Origin of the sequence: Saccharopolyspora halophila (assembly GCF_039531955.1) — a bacterium.
GTDB classification, from domain to species: Bacteria; Actinomycetota; Actinomycetes; order Mycobacteriales; family Pseudonocardiaceae; genus Saccharopolyspora; species Saccharopolyspora halophila.
Genome location: NZ_BAAARA010000001.1, coordinates 267,132 through 291,545, shown reverse-complemented (window position 1 = coordinate 291,545; position 24,414 = coordinate 267,132). Strand labels below are relative to the sequence as shown.

The following is a 24,414-nucleotide window of genomic DNA, read 5'->3' as shown; positions in this document are numbered from 1 at the left end:
CGTGGCCCGGTTCAGTGGAAGTCGCGGGACTCCGAGGGCACGCGGATGTCCAGCTTCTGCAGCCGGTCGGCACGCAAGTTGATCACCTCCTCGGTCCGTTCCACCACCCCGCGCACCAGCAGCGCGGCGCTGGTGCGGCCGGTCTTGCGGTAGCGGGCCCACAGCCCCGGGGAACAGACGACGTTGACCATCCCGGTCTCGTCCTCGATGTTCAGGAACGTGATCCCGCCCGCGGTGCCGGGCCGCTGCCGGTGCGTCACTGCCCCGCCGATCAGCACCCTGGTTCCGTGCTCCACTTCGGACAGCCGGGTGGCGGGCAGCGCGCCGAGCTCGTCGAGCCTGCTGCGGACGAACTGCACCGGGAAGCTGTCCGGGGAGACCCCGGTCGCCCAGACATCGGCCGCGGCCAGTTCCACGCCGTTCATGCCAGGTAGTTCCGGGGCCGGTGCCGATGCGGTGGTGCCGGGTAGCCGGTCCGGACGATCCGATGCCGCTGCTGCCGCGTTCCACAGCGCCGCACGTCTGGACAACCCGAAGCAGTCGAACGCGCCACCGGTGGCCAGAGCCTCCATCTGCGTCGCGGTCAGCTGCGCGCGCCGCGCCACATCGGCCAGGTCCGCGAACGGACCGCCCGCCGCGCGCTCGGTCAGCAGTCGTTCGGCGGCCTCCTCGCCGAGGCTGCGCACCGAGGACAGCCCCAGGCGCACCGCCCGGCCCCCGGTGCTTTCCGCATCCGGTTCCAGGTCGGCGTGCACCCGGGAGGCGTTGACGTCCGGGCCGCGCACCCGCACTCCGTGCCTGCGGGCGTCGGCGACCAGCGACTGGGGCGAGTAGAAGCCCATCGGCTGCGCCTTGAGCAGGGCCGCGCAGAAGGCCGCCGGGTAGTAGCGCTTGAACCAGGAACTGGCGAACACCAGCAGCGCGAAGCTCAGCGCGTGGCTCTCCGGGAATCCGTAGTTCGCGAAGGCCAGCATCCGGTGGTAGATCCGCTCGGCCAGCTCGTCACCGATGCCGTTGGCCGCCATGCCCTCGAACAGCCGCCCGCGCAGTCGCTCCATCCGCTCCGCGGAGCGCTTGGCGCCCATCGCGCGGCGCAGCTCGTCGGCCTCGGCAGGGCTGAACCCGGCGACGTCCACGGCGAGTTGCATCAGCTGTTCCTGGAACAGCGGCACACCGAGGGTTTTCGCCAAAGCCCCTGCCATCAGCGGATGTTCGTAGTCCCAGTCCTCCTCGCCGTTGCGGCGGCGGATGTACGGGTGCACCGAGCCGCCCTGGATCGGCCCGGGGCGGATCAGCGCGACCTCGACCACCAGGTCGTAGAACTCGCGCGGCCGCAGCCTCGGCAGGGTGGCCAGCTGCGCGCGGCTCTCCACCTGGAACACCCCGACCGCGTCGGCGTGCTGCAGCATCTCGTAGACCTCGGGATCGGTGAGGTCCAGCTCGCCGAGATCGACCTCGCGGCCGTGGTGTTCGGCGACCATGTCCATCGCGTAGTGCAACGCGGAGAGCATGCCCAGGCCCAGCAGGTCGAACTTGACCAGGCCTGCCACCGCGCAGTCGTCCTTGTCCCACTGCAGCACGGTCCGGCCGGGCATCCGCGCCCACTCCACCGGGCACACCTCGCTGACCGGCTGGTGGCAGATGACCATCCCGCCGGAGTGAATCCCCAGGTGGCGCGGGGAACCCATCAGCTCGTCGGCCAGCTCCCGCACCGGGGCGGGGATCTCGGAGTCCTCGGGAAGCGGGCCCCAGTGCTCGATCTCCTTGCTCCAGGCGTCCTGCTGCCCGGGCGAGTACCCCAGGGCGCGTGCCACGTCGCGCACCGCGGACCGCGGACGGTAGCTGATCACGTTGGCCACCTGGGCGGCGTGCGTGCGACCGTACTTGGCGTAGACGTGCTGGATGACCTCCTCGCGACGATCCGACTCGATGTCCATGTCGATGTCCGGCGGACCGTCCCGCTCGGGGGCCAGGAACCGCTCGAACAGCAACCCGTAGCGCACCGGGTCGGCGTTGGTGATCCGCAGCGCGAAGCACACCGCCGAGTTGGCCGCCGATCCCCGGCCCTGGCACAGGATCCGCTCCCGGCGGCAGAAGTCCACGATGTCGTGCACCACGAGGAAGTAGCCGGGGAAGTCCAGCTTCTCGATGATCGCCAGCTCGCGCTCGATCTGCCGGTAGGCCTCGGGGTTCTGCAGCGGTGGCCCGTAGCGCTCCAGCGCGCCCAGGTAGGTCAGCTCGCGCAGGTGCGCGGCCTCGGTGTAGCCCGGGGGCACGTCGAACGGCGGGAGCTGCGGAGCGACCAGGCTCAAGTCGAACGCGAAGGACTTGCCCAGCTCAGCAGCGCGCTGCACGGCCCCCGGGTAGCGCTCGAAGAGCCGGTCCATCTCGGCGCCGGAGCGCAGGTGGTTGCCCGCCCACGCGGGCAGCCAGCCGTCCATCTCGTCCAGGCTGCGCCGAGCGCGGATCGCGGCCTGCACGCTCGCCAGCCTCGCCCGGTCCGGCCGCGCCAGGTGCGCACCGGTCGAAGCCACCGTGCTCAGCCCGGCGCGGTCGGCGAGCTCTGCCAGCGCGTCGTTGCGCGCCGAATCGGTCGGCAGCCCGTGATCGGTCAGCTCGACCGTGACGTGGTCGCGGCCGAAGAGCCCCACCAGCCGGTCGATCTCGGCCGCCGCCGCGGTCGTTCCGCCGGACTCCAGCGCGGCGCGCACCGCGCCCTTGCGGCATCCGGTGAGCACCTGCCAGTGCCCGTTCGCGGCCTCGGCCAGCTCCTCCGTCCGGTAGATCGGCCTGCCCTTCTCCTCGCCGCGCAGCTGGGCGGTGCTGATCGACCGGCACAGCGAGGCGTAGCCCTCCGGATCGCGAGCGAGCACCAGCAGGTGCTCGCCTTCCGGATCGGCGATCCCGTTCTGCGCCCCGGACAGCCCCAGGCTCAGCTCGGCACCGAAGACGGTGCGCACGTCGTGCTCCTTGGCCGCCTCGGCGAAGCGCACCACGCCGTAGAGCCCGTCGTGATCGGTCAGCGCGACGGCTTCCAGCCCCAGCCGGGCCGCCTCGGCGACCAGCTCCTCCGGGTGGCAGGCGCCGTCGAGGAAGCTGAAGTTCGAGTGCGCGTGCAGTTCCGCGTACGGCACCGCCCCCGGTGCCGCGCGATCGCCGTCCCGCGCCCGGTACGCGGCGCGGCGCCGCGTCCACGCCGGGCCGTCGTCACCGCTGCCCGGGAAGCGTTCGCCGCGCGGTCCGGACTCGCTCGGCAGGGGCTTGCCGGAGAGCGCCTTCTCCAGCTCGGACCAACTCTGAGGAGGGTTGAACCAACTCATGGAACCAGTGAACTCCTGTTCGAACGACCTTCGCCAGCATTCGCCCGGCACTCCACTCGAACGAGTGTTCGCCCGCAGGTCGAGCGGTGCGACCTCGGGCGCGGTACCTCGCAGCCGTCAGCGGTAGACGCCCTGGACCCACCAGTCGCCGCGCTCGTGCACCAGCAGCAGCGCCACCTCGCCCGCCTCGGACTCCTCCCCCTCCGCCGCGGCTTCGAGGACCACCTGCATCCGGGCCGCCGCGCGCGGACTCACCTGCGAATCCGGTGCGGTCCGACCGGAACCGCAGGCCAGCAGGTCGACCCACCAGCGCTCGGCGATCGGCCAGGGACCCGCCCAGCCGACCACCGCGCGGGAGCGCCCGCCGGAGACCTCGACCCGGCTCGGCGCCCCGGTGAGCAGCTTCCGGTCGGTCAACCGCACCGGATCGCCCGCCTCGTCGAGCACCCTGGCCTGCCACGACTCGTCGGGAACCACCGTGGGCGAGGGCGGCGGAATCCGCCCCGGCCACGGCGGTTCGGCGGCCAGCGCGGGGGCGCGCTCGTCACCCCAGGGCACGAAGCGGACCCGATCGCGCAGATCCCGGCCACCGCCGAGGACACCGGTCACGACCGCTTCCGGGCCGAGCATGCCCTGCACTCGCGCGAAGGCCCGGGCGGCGCGCGCCGCGGCCTCACCGGTGGCGGCGTTGAGCAGGTCCAGTTGCAGCCCGCCGGAGCCGACGACCTCCGCCGGGCGCAGGTTCAGCTCGCCGAGCCCGGCGGTGGGGCGCTCTCGATTCCCCTTGCCGCTCAGCCAGCCGTCGAGCTGCCAGCGCACCCGGTCCGCGGTCGCGGCCGGGGTCAACGGCTCGGCGCAGCGCCAGACGCGGTGCAGCTCCTCCCCGTTCTCGGTGCGCGCCGAGATGCCCAGCCGGGTGCAGGCCAGGCCGAGGCCGTCGAGCTTGGCGTGCAGCTCGTCGGCGAGGGCCTTGGCGACGAACGCGGCCCGATCCACCCGGTCCACCGGCGGATCGAGCTTCTCGGCGACCTCCAGTTCCGGCGGTGGCTGCCGTCGTTCGACCGGCCGCTCCTCCAGCCCTCGCGCCGCGCGGTGCGCCAGCAGCGCGGTGTTGCCGAACCGCGTGGTGACCTCGGAGGAGCCCAGCGCGGCGAACTCGCCGAGGGTGCGAATCCCCAGCCGCCGCAGCAGATCCACCAGCTCCGCCTGCGCGGAGCGCTTCGACCCGAGGAGGTCGCCCAGCTGCTCGACCTCCTCGATCGGCAGCGGCGACAGGAAGTCCGCGCTCGTGCCGGGTGGCACGTGCCGGGCGCGGCGAGCGGCCAGGATCGAAGCGAAGAGCCCGTCGGCGGCTCCGATCCGGCACTCGGCTCCGGCCTGCGCGTCGACCTGGTCGACCAGCCGCTCGGCCGCCACCTCCTCCCCGCCGAAGTAGCGCGCGGGCCCCCTCGCGGGCATGGCGAGCAGCCCCGGGCGCACCACCTCCACACCGGGAACCAGGTCTTCGACCGCGACCACGACCGATTCGAAGAGCCGGGCGTCGCGGGCCGGGTCGTGGTCGAAGACGACGAGTTCCGGGCAACGGCCCTGCGCCTCGCGGCGGCGCATGCCGCGGCGCACTCCGCTCTCCCTGGCCGTGGCCGAGCAGGCCACCACTCGATTGGCCAGGAAAACCGCTGCGGGAGAAAGCGGTTCCAGTTCGGCCACCCGGACGGCGGTGACCACCGGCCAGTCCGGGCACCACAGGACGAGACGTCGTGCGGGCATCGCCATCACCCGGCCACCGGACGCAAGTGCGGACGTCCCGGCGGGCGCTCTTCGGAGGCGGCGACCGATCCGTCGCGCGAGGGGAGCAACAACCCGCAGGTCCGCGGCCGCACCGCCGCGCCGCGACCGCGCGCGTGCACCGTGACGGAGCGCTCCCGCAGATGCCCGTGCCCGCTCCCGAGCCCGCTCCAGACGGCTCCGGTGCAGCGCAGTTGCACTTCCGCACCCGGCCACCGGCCGAAGGGCAGCAGCACCGAACCGCGATTGCGCGCTCGCGCGGACAACCTGCGCGCGTCGGCGTCGAGAACCGCCCCGGTACCACCGACGGCCACGAGATCCACGCCGTCGAGCAGCGCGGCGATCACGCCGGCCGGATCCGAACCGGTGCGCGGCACCACACCGAGCCGTTCCAGCTCGACACCGGACTCGGCGGCCGCGACCAGGTTGATGCCGGGCAAGCCCACCACGGCAGCCCAGGAACCTCTCGACGTCGCTTCGGACAGCAGCGCGAACAGCAGGGAGACCGATCCGTGGACCGCCACCGTGCTGCCACGGCGCAACCCCGGCCATGGCAGCACGGCGGTCAGTTCAGCCCGCGTGGGCAGCACCCGGCCCGCTCCCGGAACGCCGCCCGCCTCGACCTCCGGAACGCCCATGGACACCCCGTCAACCATGGGCATGTCCAGCGCCGAAGACGCCATCGCGGACATCGCCACCCTCCCCACGTACGCGAAACCGCGGTGGGTGCCCGACCCCGGTGCGGGCACCCACCTACACAGTCCGCCGCGGGGAAGGCAGCGGTGGGGCCGAACGCTGCGCCTGCACCCGGAACACAGCGCCCGTCCCCATCGGAGCGGCCGACCCCGACACCGGCCGTTTCCGATCACTCGAACCTCAGTTCGAACAAGACCAGTAAACCGCGCCCCCGGCTCGACGTCAACCACCGTCGCCAAATCAGGTGAACACCAGTTCGAAAAACCCCGCCCACCCCAGCGCACAAGACACAAAAAAGGGGCTGCGAGCCAAAGCCCGCAGCCCCACCCGCCCGCAGTCCGTGACAGTTTTGCCTAAAACTGTACGGACATTTCGGGCACCAAGGCCTCACAGTTTTAGGCAAAACTGTCACCCGACCAACGCAAGGTGAGGCCGACGAGCAGGGCGAGCAGCTGAGCAACGGCCCGCAACGGCGAAGCCGTTAGCCCGCCTCAGCAACCCGCACCGCCGGGGTTCTGACACGTCGTGCGGCGAGGACGGCCGCGACGCCGCGTAGGCCGCTGCTCAAGGAGCGGATCCCGCAGCCACACGGCGTGTCAGGTTCCCCGACCCGCACCGTCACGCAGAACGAGCCCAGCAACAGCGAAGAGGCCTCAGTGCGCGAAGTGGCGGGTGCCCGTCAGGTAGACCGGGATGCCCGCGGCCTCGGCCGCGGCGATCACCTCGTCGTCGCGGACCGAACCGCCCGGCTGCACGACGGCGCGCACGCCCCCGTCCAGCAGGACCTGCAGACCGTCCGGGAACGGGAAGAAGGCGTCCGAGGCCGCCACCGAGCCCTCGGCGCGGTCACCCGCGCGGGAGACGGCGAGACGGGCCGCGTCGACCCGGTTCACCTGGCCCATGCCCACGCCGACCGTGGCCTGGTCATCGGCGAGCAGGATCGCGTTGGACTTCACCGCGCGGCAGGTCCGCCAGGCGAACTTCAGGTCCGCCAGGGTCTGCTCGTCGGCGGCGTTGCCGGTGGCCAGCGTCCAGTTGGCCGGGTCATCGCCGTCGGCGTCGATGGCGTCCGAACCCTGCACCAGCACGCCGCCGGAGATGGCCCGCATCTCGACCCGGCCCGACTTGGGCGGCTGAGCGGTGAGCAGCCGGATGTTCTTCTTCTTGTTCAGCACGTCGACCGCGCCGTCGGCGTAGCCGGGGGCGACCACGACCTCGGTGAAGATCTCGGCGACCTGCTCGGCCATCTCGACGGTCACTTCGCGGTTGGTCGCGATGACGCCGCCGAAGGCGCTGACCGGGTCGCACTCGTGCGCCTTCCGGTGCGCCTCGGCGAGGTTGTCGGCGACCGCGATCCCGCACGGGTTGGCGTGCTTGATGACCGCCACGCAGGGCTCGTCGTGGTCGTGCGCGGAGCGCCACGCGGCGTCGGCGTCGACGTAGTTGTTGTAGGACATCTCCTTGCCGTGCAGCTGCGCGGCAGCGGCCAGACCGGTCGCCTCCCCGCCGGAGACGTACAGCGCGGCGGGCTGGTGCGGGTTCTCGCCGTAGCGCAGCGCCGAACGGCGCTCCCAGGTCTCGCCGATCCAGCCGGGGAAGGCGGCTTCGTCGCCGACCGGGACCTTGCTCATCCAGGACGCCACCGCCACGTCGTAGGAAGCGGTGTGCCGGAACGCGGCGGCGGCCAGCTCGACCCGGTCGGGCGTGGTGAAGCCGCCTGCGCGGACCTCCTCCAGCACCCACTCGTAGCGGCTGGGGTCGACCACGACGGCCACGTTGGCGTGGTTCTTCGCCGAGGCGCGCACCATCGCCGGACCACCGATGTCGATCTGCTCGATCACCTCGTCCTGACCCGCGCCGGAGGACACCGTCTGCACGAACGGGTAGAGGTTGACCACCAGGAGGTCGAACGGCGCGATGTCCAGCGCCTCCAGCTGCTCCGCGTGCGCCTCGCGGCGCAGGTCGGCCAGCAGGCCCGCGTGCACCCGCGGGTGCAGGGTCTTGACCCGGCCGTCCAGGGCCTCCGGGAAGCCGGTGACCTCGTCGACCGGCGTGACCGGGACGCCGGCGTCCGCGATCGCCCGGGCGGTGCCGCCGGTGGAGACGATCTCCACCCCCGCGGCGTGCAGCCCGGTGGCCAGCTCCAGCAGGCCCGACTTGTCCGAGACGCCGATCAGCGCGCGGCGAACCGGGCGCCGCTCCTGCGAGTTCGCGGTCACGGGATACTCACCTTCCGTCCCTGCACGGTCCAACCGTGCAACGCCAGCTGTTCCAAGGTGCCGACGAGCAGTCGCCGCTCGACGTCCTTGATGCGCTCGTGGAGGCTCGCCTCGTCGTCGGTGGGGACCACCTCGACGGCCTCCTGGGCCAGGATCGGCCCGGTGTCCACGCCGGCATCCACCACGAACAGGGTGCAGCCGGTGACGCGGACCCCATACTCCAGCGCGTCCCGCACCCCGTGCATCCCGGGGAACGCGGGCAGCAGCGCCGGATGGCTGTTGAGGTAGCGCCCGTCGAAGCGGGCCAAGAAGTCGGTGCCGACGAGCTTCATGAACCCGGCGGAGACCACCAGGTCCGGCTCGTGCTCGGCGCAGGCCTCGGTCAGCGCCCTGTCCCACTCCTCGCGGGAGGCGTGGTCGGACACCTTGCGGGTGAAGGTCGGGATCCCGGCGCGCTCGGCGCGGGCCAGCCCTTCGATGCCGTCGCGGTCGGCGCCCACCGCGACCACCCGAACCGGATAGCCGGGGGCGCTGGTGGCATCGAGCAGCGACTGCAGCAGGGTTCCAGAGCCGGATACCAGCACGACCACCCGTGCGGGGTCGGCAGTGCCGAACCGGACCGGTTGCGCGGTGGTGCTCGGCTGCTCGGGCGTACTCGGGTTCAGCGTTCGCTCCTGACAGGCCTCGGCACGATCTCCCCCGCAGCGTAAGGCCCGGTGGCAGGAGGAACGCCGTCAGGGGCCCGGCGAGTGGCGCAGCACTCACCGGCGATCGGAGTCGGCGGACTGCTCCGTCTCGTCGGCGTCGAACTCCCCGGTCAGCTCGGACTCCTCGATGCCGTCGGATCCGGTTCGGGCGACCGGGATTTCGGCGATCAGGTCGGCGATGTCGGTGTACTCGAGCTCGCCCTCCGGCTCGTCGACCCGCTCATCATCGCGCTCGTGGTCGTGCTCGTCGTCCCGCTCGTCGTCGTGCTCCGGCACTTCCTCGTCGAAGCCGGGATCCTCGTCCTCGCCGCCGAGCCAGGTCAGCCCGGCCGCCGGGATCGCGAGCCAGAGCAGGGTGGCCACCGCGAGCCCGAACGGATTGAACGACACCGCGCGCTCGCCCAGCTGCCCGCCCGCGATCAGCGCGAGCAGCAGCACGGCCAGCGCGGCCACCCCGGCGGCCACCGAGACCACCAGCAGCCTCCGGAACATCGTGCCCGGCACTCGCTTGGCCGCCGCGCCGAGGCACCCGCCCGCCAGCAACGGGAGCAGCAGCACACCGCCCCACCAGACCGCCGGGCCGTCGGTGGGCAGCGCGGCCAGCAGCGGCAGGTCCGGCAGCGAACCGCCGGAATCCCGCAGCGGTTGCAGCACCAGGCCTCCCACGGAGAACCCGGTGCCCGCGGCGAACGACCAACCGGCCAGGACTCCGTGCGGCAGGTAGAGCAGGGACAGCACCGTGGCGCCGATGGCATCGCCCGCGTGCCCCATCCGGGACATCGAGTCGGCCATCTCGCCCCCGGAGAGCACGATGGCGGCCAGCAGCACGCCGGAACCGACCGCGATCAGCGCCGCGGTGGCCAGCAACCCGAGCCGCAGAGCGGTCCACACATCACCACCGGTGCGCTCCCACACCAGGTAGAACAGGCCGCACCGGTTGGCCGTTCCGGCGGTCGCGGCGAGCGCGGCGGTCAGCCCGCAGCCCAGGAACGCCTCGACCGGCACCACCCCGAAGGGGGCGGGCAGCAGGAGCGCGAAGCCCGCGCCGACGAAACCGTGGGACAGGCCCATCGCGGCGATCACCGGCCAAGCCTGGTCCGGGCGGCGCATCCGGCAGCGCCGCGCCAGCAGCCCCGAGACCACGGCGATGAGCAGCACCTGGGCGATCGTGGGCAGCAGCGGCAGCGCGCTGAGCGGTGCCCCGCTGATCAGCAGCGGCACCTGATGCATCGCGAGCCAGCCGGGCGGCGCGGCGGCCAGGATCGCCAGCGGACCGGACGCGGCGTCGCTGGCGGTGCCCACCATCAGAGCCAGCAGTGCGGTGGTGAGCAGGTAGCCGATCACCAGCACCCCGACGACGGCTACGACCAGCGACGGCCAGCGCACGCCGGAGCGGCGGTCATCCGGTTTTCCAGCGATGGCTTGGGAAATCGGCTCGAACAGCGACACGAATCCGAATGTCGCACCGGTTCTGGGCCGAACAGCTCACCACACGCCAGCCCATCCCCCCAACGTGGGACAGATCTTGCGGAACGGCCTGCGACGGAGCCCGGGAGATCCGTCGCGCGCGGCGGGGCCGGCTCAGTAGTTCGAGGGATTCGCCCCCGGGTGCGGCATCTGCCGCGTGCCCTGCGGCCCGTTGTCCGGTTCGGGCTTGCTCGCGGGCTGCGGGCCCGACGGCGGGTACTGGGCCTGCTGACCAGGTCCTTGCTGACCAGGACCACCGGGCACCTGCTGGCCGCCGGATTCCGGCTGCGGGCCGCCCGGAACCGGAGCCCCGTCAGAGGACGGAGGACGCGAACCGGGCTGCTGGGGCTGCCCCCACGGCGGGTTCGGCGGGCCGGGCTGACCGGGGTGCGCTGGCGGACCCTGCGCCGGTTTGCCCTGCGGGGCCCAGCCGCCGTTGGCCGGCCCACCGGGACCGAAGCGCGCACCGGGGCCACCTGGACCGCCCGGAGCTCGGAGGACACCGGGCTGGGACGAGTGCGGGGGCTGACCGTTCGGCCGCGGCTGCGCCGAGGCGCCGATCTTCAGGACACCGCCGTCGGCGAGCAGCACCCCGAACACGGCGACGCACTGGACCAGCGCGGCCAGCACCAGAACGATGCCCAGCCCACCGGCGGTGCCCCGGAGCAGCTGCTGCAGCATCGCCAGCGCCGCGTACGCGGCCAGCGGCGCAGCGGCGAACAGACCGTTCGGGGTGCGCGGCACGAATCGGAGCCCGGCCAGCACCGCAGCGACGATCAGCGCGAATCCCGCGTTGCTGCCCAGAGCGACCCCGGCGGCCTCGTCGAAGAAGCCCAGCAGGTAACCGATTCCGCCGGCACCGGCCGCCGCCAGGGCCAGGATCTCCTTGAGCTCGAGCGAACGACGAGCCGGTCCACTCGGCGGCTGCTGCGGATAGGGCGCGGACATCGTTGGATCGGACTCCTCGAGGCCACTCGATCAGGGGGTGGGAGAGCAAGTCCGACCGTACCGAACCGCGCGGGCCGGAATCGGCGAACCCGATCAGATCGGGCGCGACTCCCGCCCGGAACGGCTTCGGGGCCGGACCCCGAGGGAATCCGGCCCCGAAAAAGCGCGTCGGAAGGACGTCAGCCCTTGACGATCTCGCGCATGAGGTTGGCCGTCTCGCTCGGCGTCTTGCCGACCTTGACGCCCGAGGCCTCCAGGGCCTCCTTCTTCGCCGAGGCGGTGCCCGACGAACCGGAGACGATGGCGCCCGCGTGACCCATGGTCTTGCCCTCCGGCGCGGTGAAGCCCGCGACGTAGCCGACCACCGGCTTGGAGATGTTGGCCTTGACGTAGTCGGCCGCCCGCTCCTCGGCATCGCCACCGATCTCACCGATCATCACGATGGCCTCGGTCTCCGGGTCCTCCTCGAAGGCCTGCAGCGCGTCGATGTGGGTGGTGCCGATGACCGGGTCACCGCCGATGCCCACGCAGCTGGAGAAGCCGATGTCCCGCAGCTCGTACATCATCTGGTAGGTCAGGGTGCCCGACTTGGACACCAGACCGATCTTGCCCGAGCCGGTGATGTCGGCCGGGATGATGCCCGCGTTGGACTTGCCGGGCGAGATGATGCCCGGGCAGTTCGGCCCGATGATCCGGGTCTTGTTGCCCGTGGCATTGGCGTGCGCCCAGAAGTAGGCCGAGTCGTGCACCGGGATGCCCTCGGTGATGACCACGGCCAGGCCGATCTCGGCGTCGATGGCCTCGATCACGGCGTCCTTGGCGAACTTCGGCGGCACGAAGACGACCGACACGTCGGCGCCGGTCTCCTTCATGGCCTCCTGGACGCCGCCGAAGACCGGCAGCTCCTTGCCCTCGATCTCGACGGTCTGCCCGGCCTTGCGGGCGTTGACACCGCCGACGACGTTGGTGCCGGAGCGCAGCATGCGGGCGGTGTGCTTGGTGCCTTCAGAGCCGGTGATGCCCTGAACGATCACCTTGCTGTTCTCGTTGAGGAAGATAGCCATGATCGCCTCACGCCCCCGCAGCCAGCTCGGCGGCCTTGTCGGCCGCGCCGTCCATCGTGTCCACCACGGTGACGACCGGGTGGTTGGCCTCCGCCAGAATGCGGCGGCCCTCCTCGACGTTGTTGCCGTCGAGGCGGACGATCAGCGGCTTGGTGGCCTCGTCGCCGAGGATCTCCAGCGCCTGCACGATGCCGTTGGCCACGGCGTCGCAGGCGGTGATTCCGCCGAAGACGTTGACGAACACCGACTTCACGTCCGTGTCGCCCAGAATGACGTCCAGACCGGCGGCCATGACCTCGGCGGACGCACCGCCGCCGATGTCCAGGAAGTTCGCCGGCTTCACGCCGCCGTGGTTCTCCCCGGAGTAGGCGACGACGTCCAAGGTGGACATGACCAGACCGGCACCGTTACCGATGATGCCGACCTCGCCGTCCAGCTTGACGTAGTTGAGGCCCTTGGCCTTGGCCTTCGCCTCGAGCGGGTTCTCCGCTTCCTTGTCCACCAGTTCGCCCTGCTCGGCGTGGCGGAACGCGGCGTTCTCGTCGAGGGTGACCTTGCCGTCCAGCGCGATGATCTTGCCCTGCGGATCCTTGACCAGCGGGTTGATCTCGACCAGCGTGGCGTCCTCCTGGACGAAGGTCTCCCACAGCTTGACGATCGCGTCGGCGATCTGGTCGGCGACCTCGGCCGGGAACTTGGCCGCTGCGACGATCTCCTTCGCCTTGGCCAGGTCCACGCCCTCGATCGGGTCGATCGGGATCCGGGCCAGCGCCTCCGGCTTGGTCGCCGCGACTTCCTCGATCTCCATGCCGCCCTCGACCGAAGCCATCGCAAGGAAGTTGCGATTCGTGCGGTCGAGCAGGAAGGAGAAGTAGTACTCCTCGGCGATGTCGGAAGCGGAGGTGATCAGCACCTTGTTGGTGATGTGTCCCTTGATGTCCAGCCCGAGGATCGCCTCGGCCTTGGACTGGGCCTCATCTGCGTTCTCGGCCAGCTTCACGCCGCCGGCCTTGCCACGGCCCCCGGTCTTGACCTGGGCCTTGATGACTACGGGCCCGCCCAGTTCTTCGGCGACTGCCTTGGCCCCTTGCGGATCGGTTGCCACGGAGCCGGGCAGCGTCGGCACTCCGTGGGAGGCGAAGAGCTCCTTCGCCTGGTACTCGTACAGGTCCACTCGACTCTCCTGCGACGTCGGTGTCGGACTCGGGTGACGATATCGACCTGCGATGACGCATGGGGCGGCGCACCTGGTGAACTGCCTCACCTGAGGTAAGCGTCAAACCTGGTCGACCCGTCCAACGCGGGAGTTTCCCCCGCTCGGCAGGAGCGATATCGGCGTTCGCGTGACGAACGGAACAGCCGCGCCGTAACGGCGCCCCCAGATTCTCGATCAGGGATTCGACCACCGCACTCACCGAAAAGTGTGAAACGTCCCCGGCTCAGGAAGTGGCTTCCGGCGTGCGCGAGGCCGCGATCGCCGTGACGGCCAGCACGACCAGGCAGGCGACGCCGAACCACAGCCCGATCCCGGGCGCGGACTCCGGCAGCCGGCCCGAGGTCAGCGGGTACTGCACCACGCGGACCAGGACGACCAGCGCGGAGCCGCACAGCAGCGCGGCGGCCCGCTGCGGACGGCACATCGGGGCGAGCACCGTCGCACCGACCACGGCGGCCATCGCCAGCACCAGGCCCCACGAGGTCGTGCCGAATGCGGTGAACACGCCGGGAGCCGTGTAGGACGGCGCGGTGAGCACCGGGAAGCTGAACGCGCCCGCGCCGAGCAGCAGGGCCAGCAGCGACGGGACGAGCACCGAGCGCCGCATCGCCATCTCGGTGAGATCGACGTCATCGCGCTCCACCGCGCCCGCGATGGTCGCCAGCACCGCGGCGACGGCGGCGGGCAGCAGCGCCAGCCCGGCCGCCCAGGCGCCGATCCGGACCTCGGCACCGGCCGCCTGCACGGCGGTGAACACCGCGTCCAGCGAACCCGCCGCGGCCAGCGGCAGGACGACCCAGACCACCGGCAGCACCGGGCGCAGCCGCAGCGCGGCCGAGGGCACCAGCAGTCCGGCGCCGGCGAGCAGCAGCACGGCGCCCGCGGGCCAGAGCATCCTGGCGGGGTATTGCGAGGGGTCGCGCAGGCCGAACGGCATCGACACGTGCGGCACGATCGCGGCCAGCACCGCGAGCGCACCCGCCAGCAGCGCGAACATCCCGGCCAGCGTGAGCAGCCTGGTCAGCGCGGGCAGCCGCAGGTCGTCGACCTCCGAATCGGGCGCTTCGGCACGCCCCGCCGGAATCCCCAGCGCGGCCAGGGACAGCGCGGCGACCAGCACGAGCACCGGGCCCCACTCGAACCGCAGGTCCTCGAGCACCAGCGCGGAGACCAGCGGCGGCACGGCGACCGCGACCAGCGCGGCGGCTACCCCGAACAGGCCGCCGCGGGCGAATTCCGGGTCGGTGGAACCGGCCAGCAGTCCGGCGCCGCCGGAAGCCGCGACGGCCACCAGCGCGCTGCCGACCAGCACCGGCAGCGGACCGTCCAGCGCGGGCTGGACCACCAGGAACGGGTTGTCCGAGCGGAACGGGGCCATCAGCACGCCGACCGCGGCGAGCACCCCGGCGCACAGCACCGCGGCGAGCACGCCCTGCCGCTGCGTACCGGCGCCCGTCTCGCGGCCGCTGCCGCGCATCGCGACGACACCCGCGAGCAGCACGGCGAGATGTCCGGCCAGCAGCAGCCAGAAGCCCGGCGCCGGGGTGAACGCGGCGAGGCTGTCCAGCTCCAGCAGCTCGGGGCGCGCGGCTCCCGCCGGATCCACCACGAACTGCAGGTCCATGCCGATCCGCCCGGGCACCAGCACGGCCGCGCCCACCAGCACCGCGGAGGCCGTCGATCGCAGGCCGCGCCGGATCAGCGCGGTGGCGAGCACGGGCGGCACGAGAGCGAGCAGGAGCAGCAGCGGCCAGGCCGGATAGGCCGCGGGCGCGCTGGGCTCGATCAACCCCGGCAACGGTCCGAGGCCGACGAGAAGGGCACCGAGGAAGGCGAGCACGAGGGCGGCGCGCAGTCGCATCGGTGCGGGCTTCCGGCCCGTGGCAGGAGCCGACGAACCGGTGGGAAGGTGTGGCCGCGCAGTCACCGCGCCGACGCTAGCAACCGCGCGGGGGCCGCCGGACAACGCCCGCGCGCAGGGAGCTGCGGCATGTCCGACGACACGCCCGATGACCGGCCGAACGGAGCATTTTCGACGCGCCATCAAGCCGCTCTTGCGGTGTGACCTGAAACACTGTTGAACACTCCGGGGTCCCCTGATCGGTTCCGCCGGGGTTGCCCCCTAGGCCGAATGGATGGCCTGGTCACAGCGCGAATCCGCAGGTGACTCCGTTGCGCGACGACCACCGCGCACCTCCGCTGGGCGCCCGCCGGAGGTGCGATGGCGCGCAGCGCGCGCACTCCCCGTATTGGTGAAGTCACTGATCGGGATTTGCCCTCGGTGGATCAGCTTCGCTACTGTCCCCCGGTCCGTTGTCACGGTCTGATCACGAAGGCAACCTCGCCGGTTCCCCGACCGGCGCCCGGAAAACCCCGTTCCGGAAACGTGGTCCGACTCCCCGAGACGGAAGGGCAGGAATTGGCTCACCACCGCTCCCCCGGCGGCGAACGCACCAAACCGGGGCAGATGGAGGCGTCCCCCGACGACCCCTCCAGCAACCCCGAGCGAAACCGGGGTCAATCCGCAGCAGCGCGCTGGCGCGGCCGAGTCGTCGTCGCGGCGGTCGCCGCAGGAGCTTTCGCGGCCGCAGGCCAATCGCTGGCGGCAGGCGAAGGAAGCGCCGCCCCCGACGAGGACTTCAACGCGGGCGACGCGGCCGGTTCGCTCAACACCGCGATGGCCGCCGACGAGCAGCCGCAGCAGAAGCAGTCGGCGCATCAGGGCGTCGGCGGCAGCGCTCCGGCACCCGCGATGCTCCCGGTCGCCAAGTCCACCGACGTCGGCGACGAGATCGAGAAGATCACCAAGAGCGAGCAGATCACCGCTGCTCGCGAGGCGGCCCGCAAGGCCGCCGAGGCCGAGGCCAGGCGCCCCAAGTTCCACGTGCCCGCGATCGGCAACTTCACCTCCGGCTTCGGCGGCCGTTGGGGCACCACGCATTACGGCATCGACATCGCCAGCTCCAAGGGCACCCCGATCTACTCCGCCGCCGACGGCGAGGTGATCGAGGCCGGCCCGGCCAGCGGCTTCGGCATGTGGGTCCGGGTGCAGCACGACAACGGCTACATCACCGTCTACGGCCACGTGAATTCGGTCCTGGTCGAAGAAGGCGAGCGAGTGCAGGCGGGCGACGAGATCGCCACCATGGGCAATCGCGGTTTCTCCACCGGACCGCACCTGCACTTCGAGGTCTGGAACTCCAACGGCAAGAAGATCAATCCCTTGCCGTGGATGCGCGAGCACGGCATCTCCCCGACCTGATCCTCCGGGCTCCGCGAATGGTTCGGCGATCGTCCCCCGATCGCCGAACCTCTTGCGCGTCGTCGACGCATCATCCTTCCCCGGGCGAACCCGAGACCCGCGCCAGCCAGGTGTCGCTGCGGCACCCGCACGCCTACGGCCTGATCCAGGCCCTCGCCGCGCAGGGCGTCGTCGCCGACATGCGAGCGCCCGACGTGCTGCGCTTCGGCGTCAACGCCCTGCACACCTCGCACCACGACGTGCTCGCGGCCGTCACCCGCCTCCAGCGCACCACCGAGAACGGAGATTACGACCCGGCACCGCAGGAACCGGGCACCGTGACTTGATCCGACGCGCGGCGCCCGCGGTGGCCGCCGAGGTCAGCTCAGAGCTTGGCCATCGGGACGCTGCCGATGAGCATCAGCTTTACCGTCCCGGAGGCGCCGAAGTCGATGGTGGCGGTGGCCCGAGCTCCCTCGCCCTCGGTCGAGACCACGGTGCCCAGGCCGTACTTGTCGTGGGTGACCTTGTCGCCGGCCTCGAGCTTGAGGGCGATCGTGTCCTTCCACCCCTTCGCCGAGGTGGACCGCATGCCACGTTCGGCCACCCGCGCCTGCGCCGAGTCCGCACCGGTGCGGTCCGCGCCCCCGCCCCGGCTTCCCCAGGTGCTGCGGACCTGGGGCGCGGCGCGGTCGGCGGGCTCCACCCGGCGCCAGTCCATCAGCTCCTCGGGAAGTTCGGTCAGGAACCGCGAGGCCGGGTTGGTCATCGGCTGGCCCCACGCCGAGCGCATCATCGCTCGGGACAGGTACAGCCGCTGGCGGGCCCGGGTGATGCACACGTACGCGAGGCGCCGCTCCTCGGCGAGCTCCGTGGTATCCCCCAGCGCGCGGTTGTGCGGGAAGACGCCGTCCTCCCAGCCTCCGCTGAACACCACCGGGAACTCCAGGCCCTTGGCGCTGTGCAGCGTCATCAGGGTGACCACGCCGTCACCCGACTCCGGCAGCGAATCGGCGTCGGCGACCAGCGAGACCCGTTCCAGGAACGCGGACAGCGAGTCGTCGGCGGGCAGGTCCGCGTCGCGGTCCTCCACCCCTGGGTCCCCGGCATCGGCGGACGCCGCGTCCGGTGCCGCGTCGGAGGGCGATCCCTCGTCGGCCGGTTCGGGGGCAGCCGCGGTGGCTTCGGTGAACTCGCGGGCGACCGTGATCAGCTCGGTGAGGTTCTCCAGCCGGGTCGCGTCCTGCGGGTCGTCGCTGGCCTCCAGCTCGCCCCGGTAGCCGGTGCGCTCCAGCACCGTGTCCAGCGTCTCGGCCACGTCGTTGGCGGCGGCGACCGCGTGAAGCTCGTCGAGCAGCTCCACGAAGCCCGAGATCGCGTTGCGCGCGCGGGTGGCCAGCGCGGGCACCTCGCCCTTGGCCGCCTCGCGAAGCGCGGCGCCGAAGGAGATCCGCTCCTGCTCGGCGTGCACCGCCACCACGGCCTCGGCCCGGTCGCCGATGCCGCGCTTCGGCACGTTGAGGATCCGGCGGAGGCTGACCGTGTCGTCCGGGTTGTCCAGCACCCGCAGGTAGGCCAACGCGTCGCGCACCTCGCGGCGCTCGTAGAAGCGCACCCCGCCGACGACCCGATAGGGCAGGCCGAGGCGGATGAACACCTCCTCGAACACGCGCGACTGGTTGTTGGTGCGGTAGAACACCGCGATGTCGTTGAAGGTGGCCTCGCCCCGATCCACCAGCGAGTCGATCTCGTTCGCGACGAAGGCGGCCTCGTCGTGCTCGTTGTCGGCGACGTAGCCGACGATCCGCTCGCCCTCGCCGGACTCGCTCCACAGCCGCTTGTCCCGCCGGTTCGGGTTCTGCCGGATCACCGCGTTGGCCGCCGACAGGATGGTCTGCGTGGAGCGGTAGTTCTGCTCCAGCGGGATCGAGCGGGCCTGCGGGTAGTCGCGCTCGAACTCCTCGATGTTGCGGATCGTCGCGCCGCGGAAGGCGTAGATCGACTGGTCGGCGTCGCCGACCACGCACAGCTCGGCGGGGGCGACGCCGCTCTCGGCGGTCTCGGTGCCGACCAGCTCGCGGACCAGCACGTACTGCGCGTGGTTGGTGTCCTGGTACTCGTCGACCAGCACGTGCCGGAAGCGGCGCCGGTAGTACTCGGCCACCGCGGGGTGGTTCTGCAGGAGCTCGACCGTGCGCATGATCAGGTCGTCGAAGTCCATCGCGTTGGAGTCGACGAGCCTGCGCCGGTAGGCGGCGTAGACCTGGGCGACCTTGCGCTCCATGTCGTTGCCCGCCCGCTCGGCGGCCTCCTCCGGCGTGAGCAGCTCGTTCTTCAGGTTGGAGATGTGGATTCCCAGCTGCTTGGGCGGGTAGCGCTTGGAGTCCAGCTCCTGCTCCCGGGCGATCATGCCGATCAGCCGCTTGGAGTCGTCGGCGTCGTAGATCGAGAAGTTCGACGACAGACCGAGGGTCTTGGCCTCGCGCCGCAGCACCCGCACGCACATCGAGTGGAACGTGGAGACCCACATCATGTTGGCCCGGCGCCCGACCAGGTCGACCACGCGCTCCTTCATCTCGGCCGCGGCCTTGTTGGTGAAGGTGATGGCCATGATCTGGCCGGGGTGCACCCCGCCCGCCAGCAGGTAGGCGATGCGGCTGGTCAGCACCCGGGTCTTGCCCGAGCCCGCGCCCGCGACGACCAGCAGCGGCGAGCCGGAGTGCGTCACGGCCTCGCGCTGCTGCGGGTTGAGCCCGGCCAGCAGGTCCTCCGGGTCCGGGCCGGATCGCGCAGGTGCGGCGGCCTGCGGCCGGTCGCCGTTGAATTCGAGATCGAGTGGGGCGCTCATCGTCCATCCACGTTACCGGCGACCCCGGACAGCCCCCGCATCGCTACGGTCCGCGCGACCCCGCGCGCGACGCGGCGTCCGGGTCATGAGACGCGCAGCCCAGGTGGTGGTCGCGCGGACAGGGCTGTGGCAGACTGGTGTCGTGCGAGCGCAGATGTACGACTTTTACTACGGGCCCCGGACTCCGGCGCCCGTGGCTGCGTGAGCTCTCAACCACCACCACGCCCCGGAGTCCGCGGACTCGGGGGCGTTTCGCGTTCCGGGTCCCGGGTCGGGGCCGAATCCGGAGGAAATCTTCCGATGAACGCCACTGTGGACGGTGACCAACCGCGGTCCGACGAGCCCTCGAGCGAGCAGGCCGCGGAGGCCATCAGCGACTTCCGCGACGAGATCGACTACCTGGACGCCGAGATCCTGCGGCTGATCAAGCGTCGCGCCGAGGTCTCCCGCCAGGTAGGACAGGCGCGCATGGCCGCAGGCGGTCCGCGCATCGTCTACAACCGCGAGATGGACGTCCTGGCCCGCTACCGCGAACTCGGCCCGGAGGGCCGGGAACTGGCCATGATCCTCCTCCGCCTCGGCCGAGGACGCCTCGGTCACTGACCAGTGGACAGTTTTGCCTAAAACTGTCAGGCCTCGGCGCCCGAGATGTCCGTGCAGTTTTAGGCAAAACTGTCACCACCGCCGCGCGCTCCTCGGGGAGGGGCGCGGGCCTCAGACCGCGTGGTCCTCGTCGAGGCTTCTGGTCCGGGTCTCCGGGGAGCGCCAGACCGCGATGAAGGTGACCAGCGAGCACAGCGCCACGTAGATCGAGATGGGCACCGAGGAGCCGAAGGCGGCCAGCAGGCCGGTGGCGATGATCGGGGCCAGCGAACCGGCCACGATCGAGGCCAGCTGGTAGCCGATGGAAGCGCCCGAGTAGCGAACCCTGGTGCCGAACAGCTCCGAGAAGTACGCGGCCTGCGGCCCGTACATGGCGCCGTGCAGGATCAGACCGATGGTGATGGCCAGCAGCATCACCCAGAACGACTCGGTGTCGAGCATCGCGAAGAACGCGAATGCCCACAGCCCCGTACCGACCGTGCCGATCAGGTAGACCGGCCGCCTGCCGAGGCGGTCGGACAGCGCACCCCACATCGGGATGCTCGCGAAGTGCAGCACCGAGGCGATCAGAGCCGCGTTCAGCGCCAGCCCGCGCGGCAGACCGAGGAACGTGGTCACGTAGGTGAGCACGAACGAGGTCAGCACGTAGTAGACGACGTTCTCGGCGAAGCGGGCGCCCATCGCGGTGAGCACCTCGCTGCGGTACCGCCGCAGCACCTCCAGCACCGGCGGCTTCTGCTCGGTTCCCTCCGCGGCCGCCTTGCGCTGGGCCTCCACGAACACCGGGGACTCGGACACGGCCAGCCGCACCCACAGCCCGACCAGCACCAGCACACCGGACAGCAGGAACGCGATCCGCCAGCCCCAGGCCAGGAACGCCTCGTCGGACTGCACCGCGGCCAGCAGCGCGAGCACCGCGGTGCCGAAGACGTTGCCCAGCGGCACCCCGGCCTGCGGCCAGGACGCCCAGAAGCCGCGACGCTCGCCGTCGGTGTGCTCGGACACGATGAGCACCGCGCCGCCCCACTCACCACCGATGGCGAAGCCCTGGACCACCCGCAGCAGCGTCAGCATCAGCGGCGCCGCGATCCCCACCGACTGGTACGTGGGCAGCAGACCGATCAGGAACGTCGCGCCGCCCATCAGCAGCAGGCTCAGGACCAGCAGCTTCTTCCGGCCGATCCGGTCGCCGAAGTGCCCGAACACGAGCCCGCCGAGCGGCCGCGCGACGAAGCCGACGGCGTAGGTGATGAACGCCAGCAGGGTCCCCACCAGCGGGTCCTGCGCCGGGAAGAACAGCCGGTTGAACACCAGCGCGGCGGCGGATCCGTAGAGGAAGAAGTCGTACCACTCGACCGTGGTGCCGACGAGACCCGCCATCACCACCCGGAATTTCGACGTTGTGGTCGGGATCGACTCGGTGGCCATGCGCTACGTCCTCCTTGACGAACCGTGATCCGGACGAACTTGGGTCAGCCTGCGGTCCAGCCCCCGTCCATCGACAGCGAGGCGCCGGTGATCGAAGCGGTTCCAGGCCCGCACAGCCACGCCGCGAAATCGGCGACCTCGGCGGGCTCGACCAGGCGCTTGACCGGGGTGCGCGCCAGCAGCACGTCCTCCACGACCTGCTCCTCGGGCACCCGGTGCAGCCGGGCCTGCTCGGCGACCTGCCGCTCCACCAGCGGGGTGCGCACGAATCCCGGCGAGAGGCAGTTGGAGGTCACGCCGTGCGATGCGCCCTCCAGGGCGACCGTCTTGGAGAAGCCTTCGAGAGCGTGCTTGGCGGTGACGTAGGCGCTCTTGTACGGCGAGGCGCGCAACCCGTGCACCGAGGAGATGTTGACGACCCGGCCCCAGCCGCGCCGGTACATGTCCGGCAGCGCGGCCCGCACGATGCGGAACGGCGCCTCGACCATCAGGCGCAGGATGGCTCCGAAGGTCTCCGGCGGGAACTCCTGGACCGGGGCGACGTGCTGGAAACCGGCGTTGTTGACCACGATGTCGGCGCCCTCGCCGAGATCGTGCGCGGCGTCCAGATCGGCCAGGTCCACGACCCGCGGCCGCGCGCCGAGCCCGGTGGCGAGCTCGGTGACCGTCTCGTCCCGGTCGGCGGCGATGACCTCCGCGCCGGTGGCCACCAGGCGTTCGGCGACGGCGGCGCCGATACCGCTGGCCGCGCCGGTGACCACGGCTCGCTTGCCCGCAAGATCCGGTCCGGTTGCGCTCATAGACCGAGAACCTAGGCGTGACGGGAGTCTCGATCTACCCCCGCGGAACAACCCTTTGGTACCGGGATCACTCCGATCCGGGCAATCAGGCTGGACTCAGGGTTTACCCCCATTCCGGACATCGGAAGTAAAGGGCAGACTGGGTGCATGGACATCGTCGGCTTGGTGGCTCTTCTGGTGACGCTGGCGGCTCTGGCAGCCGCGGGCGGGCACGCGGCGTATCTCGCGATGCTGAGCTCCGCCGCGAACAAGCGGCCGGGCGGGCGTCCCGCGGCCGAGTTCGCGAAGAAGCGGTACCCGATCGCGGGCGCCGGGCTCGCGGTCACGCTGCTGGCGCTGCTGATCAGCACCGGCGGCACGGGTGCGGACGTGTTCGCCATGCTGCTCGGCGCGGGCGGCGGCCTGGGCTCGCTCAAGGCACTGCAGTCGAGCCAGCAGCGCTTCCGAAAGGGCGATTACTGACTGAGGGGCATTTCCACGGTCGGTTTGCGTGGCGATGCGGGTGGCGGAACCTGACGCGTCGTGTGGCTGCGGGATCCGCTCCTCGAGTAGCCGCCTACGCGACGTCGCGGCTGTCCTCGCCACCCGCCGCGTCGGAACCCGCAGCGGTGCCGGGTGAGTCCCACACTTGAAGCAGCGGCTGCCGCCGCATACCGCAAGGACGTCTCAGGCCAACGCGGTCGCGTCCTGGGACGTTTGATCCAACCCCGCTGAGGCGTTCGGCCCAGCGCGATCTACGCTGTGACCATGACCACTCTCCCGGCCGCGCGGATGTCGCCGCCGCGCGGCGCGGTGGTCGCCCGGCGAAGGCACGTATCACCCGATAAGCGGATCAAGGGTGCACGCGTCGTCTCCGATCTCTCTCACGCGAAGTTCGCGGCGCCGTCCGGGAACCGGACTCGCTTCCCGGGCGCGACGACCACGGGGGTATCGGGGAACCGCCCGCCGGTGCGGCGCGAGCGCGATCGACAGGCAGTGAACTCGCCACGAGTCGCAGAAAGTCGAGACCTCCGATGCACAGCGGCAGAACACTCGGTTGGAGCGGCCGGCTCGACTGGCCGACGCCGAGCCCCGCACCAGCCGCCGAGCCGGCCCGCGGCAGGCACCACCGAACCGAACCGGCAGCGGCATGGGCCCCGGTTCCGCAGCAGCGCACCGGCTCTCCGGAGCCACCACCCGTCGATCCGCTGATCGACACCGCCGAGGTCGGCGGCCTGCACAAGTTCGACCTCGGCATGGTCCCGGCCTCGATCACCCCGCCCAAGACCTGGAAGCGCGCCGCGTGGTTCGCCATCGGTTCCTCGGTGGCCGCGCTCGGCGGCCTGATGTTCGCCACCGCGATGTTCGCCGGAACCGCCAACACCCGCGTCGACGCCCTCGAGCTGCCGAACGCACCGCGCGGCGAGGACTACCCGCCGCTGCCCGACCCGTACTTCCTCACCGGCGACCCGACCCGCCCGCAGGCTTCGCACCAGGCCACCCCGCCGAGCTCGGCGGGATCTGCTCCGCAGCTGGTGATGCCCCAGCCGACGACAGCCGCACCGGAGGGCACCGACCGCGCGCCCGGCGCAGCTCCCGGCGCGGTGCCCGGCGGCGCGCCCGACGAGGGGTCGACCGCACCGAGCGAGCCGGCACCGCCGAGCGGCACGACCACGCCGCCGACCGAGGAGGCGCCCGCGCTGCTGCCGCTGACCGACACCGAGGGCATGAAGCGCGCGAGCGAGCGCTACTACTCCGCGATCTCGGCGGGCGACCTGCCCGGGGCCTACGCGATGACCGGCGGGGCGCTGCGCGACGAGGGCTACCGGTCGTTCGCCGCGCGGTACTCGTTCGCCACCAAGATCGAGGTGCTGCACGTGTACGTCTCGCCCGCGAGCACGGTGCACGAGCTGCGCCTGACCTTGCCCGACGGTTCGCAGCGCACCGAGCGGCACCAGCTGCGCTACGACCGGTTGAGCGAAGGCCCGAAGATCGTCGCCGACGAGCGCCTGTCCTGATCGCCGGACGCGCCGGAACGCTCCGCCCGCCGGGCGGTCCGCTCCCCTCCGGCGCGCCACGAGCAGGCACCTGCC

The 24,414-nt window shown here is 71.5% G+C and carries 18 protein-coding genes; 5 read left to right on the top strand and 13 right to left on the bottom strand.

Annotation, left to right across the window (positions count from 1 at the left end; genetic code table 11):
- Window positions 1–11: 11 nt before the first annotated feature.
- The 10 genes from ABD289_RS01430 to ABD289_RS01385 form a co-directional block, all read right to left on the bottom strand.
- On the bottom strand, window positions 12–3,320 hold the full coding sequence (locus tag ABD289_RS01430) for an error-prone DNA polymerase (RefSeq protein ID WP_344125581.1): 3,309 nt from the start codon (window positions 3,318–3,320) through the stop codon (window positions 12–14).
- Window positions 3,321–3,437: 117 nt separating this feature from the next.
- Complete coding sequence (locus tag ABD289_RS01425; RefSeq protein WP_425564516.1) at window positions 3,438–5,093, bottom strand: DNA polymerase Y family protein; 1,656 nt, start codon at window positions 5,091–5,093, stop codon at window positions 3,438–3,440.
- Complete coding sequence (locus ABD289_RS01420; protein WP_344125577.1) at window positions 5,093–5,797, bottom strand: hypothetical protein; 705 nt, start codon at window positions 5,795–5,797, stop codon at window positions 5,093–5,095. The genes ABD289_RS01425 and ABD289_RS01420 overlap by 1 nt, the downstream gene beginning before the upstream one ends.
- A gap of 657 nt (window positions 5,798–6,454) precedes the next feature.
- Complete coding sequence (gene purH / locus ABD289_RS01415; RefSeq protein WP_344125575.1) at window positions 6,455–8,020, bottom strand: bifunctional phosphoribosylaminoimidazolecarboxamide formyltransferase/IMP cyclohydrolase; 1,566 nt, start codon at window positions 8,018–8,020, stop codon at window positions 6,455–6,457.
- Window positions 8,017–8,610: a phosphoribosylglycinamide formyltransferase gene (purN, locus tag ABD289_RS01410; RefSeq protein ID WP_344125573.1), complete on the bottom strand. Its 594-nt coding sequence runs from the start codon at window positions 8,608–8,610 to the stop codon at window positions 8,017–8,019. The genes purH and purN overlap by 4 nt, the downstream gene beginning before the upstream one ends.
- 171 nt (window positions 8,611–8,781) lie before the next feature.
- Window positions 8,782–10,176, bottom strand: coding sequence for a cell division protein PerM (locus ABD289_RS01405; protein WP_344125571.1), 1,395 nt, complete (start codon window positions 10,174–10,176; stop codon window positions 8,782–8,784).
- 132 nt (window positions 10,177–10,308) lie between these two features.
- Window positions 10,309–11,142, bottom strand: coding sequence for a DUF5336 domain-containing protein (locus tag ABD289_RS01400; protein ID WP_344125569.1), 834 nt, complete (start codon window positions 11,140–11,142; stop codon window positions 10,309–10,311).
- A 179-nt stretch (window positions 11,143–11,321) separates the two neighbouring features.
- Window positions 11,322–12,206: a succinate--CoA ligase subunit alpha gene (gene sucD, locus ABD289_RS01395; protein WP_344125567.1), complete on the bottom strand. Its 885-nt coding sequence runs from the start codon at window positions 12,204–12,206 to the stop codon at window positions 11,322–11,324.
- Window positions 12,207–12,213: 7 nt separating this feature from the next.
- Entirely contained in the window at window positions 12,214–13,380 is a 1,167-nt protein-coding gene (gene sucC, locus ABD289_RS01390; protein WP_344125565.1) for an ADP-forming succinate--CoA ligase subunit beta, read from the bottom strand.
- A 265-nt stretch (window positions 13,381–13,645) separates the two neighbouring features.
- Window positions 13,646–15,349 (bottom strand): hypothetical protein, encoded by a 1,704-nt coding sequence (locus ABD289_RS01385; RefSeq protein ID WP_344125563.1) that lies wholly within the window; start codon window positions 15,347–15,349, stop codon window positions 13,646–13,648.
- A 540-nt stretch (window positions 15,350–15,889) separates the two neighbouring features.
- On the opposite strand from ABD289_RS01385, the gene ABD289_RS01380 reads away from it, so the two are divergent.
- Window positions 15,890–16,684 carry a M23 family metallopeptidase gene (locus tag ABD289_RS01380; protein WP_344125560.1) on the top strand — a complete coding sequence of 265 codons (795 nt, stop codon included), beginning with the start codon at window positions 15,890–15,892 and terminating at the stop codon, window positions 16,682–16,684.
- Between the two features lie 17 nt (window positions 16,685–16,701).
- On the top strand, window positions 16,702–17,010 hold the full coding sequence (locus tag ABD289_RS01375) for a kynureninase/PvdN C-terminal domain-containing protein (RefSeq protein ID WP_425564515.1): 309 nt from the start codon (window positions 16,702–16,704) through the stop codon (window positions 17,008–17,010).
- 38 nt (window positions 17,011–17,048) lie between these two features.
- On the opposite strand, the gene ABD289_RS01370 is transcribed toward ABD289_RS01375, so the two are convergent.
- The gene (locus ABD289_RS01370; protein WP_344125556.1) at window positions 17,049–19,511 is read right to left on the bottom strand and encodes a UvrD-helicase domain-containing protein; all 2,463 of its coding nucleotides are present in this window, start codon (window positions 19,509–19,511) and stop codon (window positions 17,049–17,051) included.
- A gap of 300 nt (window positions 19,512–19,811) precedes the next feature.
- Here ABD289_RS01370 and ABD289_RS01365 point away from each other — a divergent pair, with 300 nt between their 5' ends.
- Entirely contained in the window at window positions 19,812–20,114 is a 303-nt protein-coding gene (locus tag ABD289_RS01365; RefSeq protein WP_344125554.1) for a chorismate mutase, read from the top strand.
- Between the two features lie 111 nt (window positions 20,115–20,225).
- Here the strand turns inward: ABD289_RS01365 and ABD289_RS01360 are convergent, their stop codons facing one another.
- Both ABD289_RS01360 and ABD289_RS01355 read right to left on the bottom strand, forming a co-directional pair.
- On the bottom strand, window positions 20,226–21,542 hold the full coding sequence (locus tag ABD289_RS01360) for an MFS transporter (RefSeq protein ID WP_344125552.1): 1,317 nt from the start codon (window positions 21,540–21,542) through the stop codon (window positions 20,226–20,228).
- A gap of 44 nt (window positions 21,543–21,586) precedes the next feature.
- Window positions 21,587–22,342: a 3-hydroxybutyrate dehydrogenase gene (locus tag ABD289_RS01355; RefSeq protein ID WP_344125550.1), complete on the bottom strand. Its 756-nt coding sequence runs from the start codon at window positions 22,340–22,342 to the stop codon at window positions 21,587–21,589.
- Between the two features lie 165 nt (window positions 22,343–22,507).
- Here ABD289_RS01355 and ABD289_RS01350 point away from each other — a divergent pair, with 165 nt between their 5' ends.
- On the top strand, window positions 22,508–22,804 hold the full coding sequence (locus tag ABD289_RS01350) for a hypothetical protein (protein ID WP_425564514.1): 297 nt from the start codon (window positions 22,508–22,510) through the stop codon (window positions 22,802–22,804).
- Between the two features lie 551 nt (window positions 22,805–23,355).
- Window positions 23,356–24,339: a hypothetical protein gene (locus ABD289_RS01345; protein ID WP_344125546.1), complete on the top strand. Its 984-nt coding sequence runs from the start codon at window positions 23,356–23,358 to the stop codon at window positions 24,337–24,339.
- Window positions 24,340–24,414: the final 75 nt, after the last annotated feature.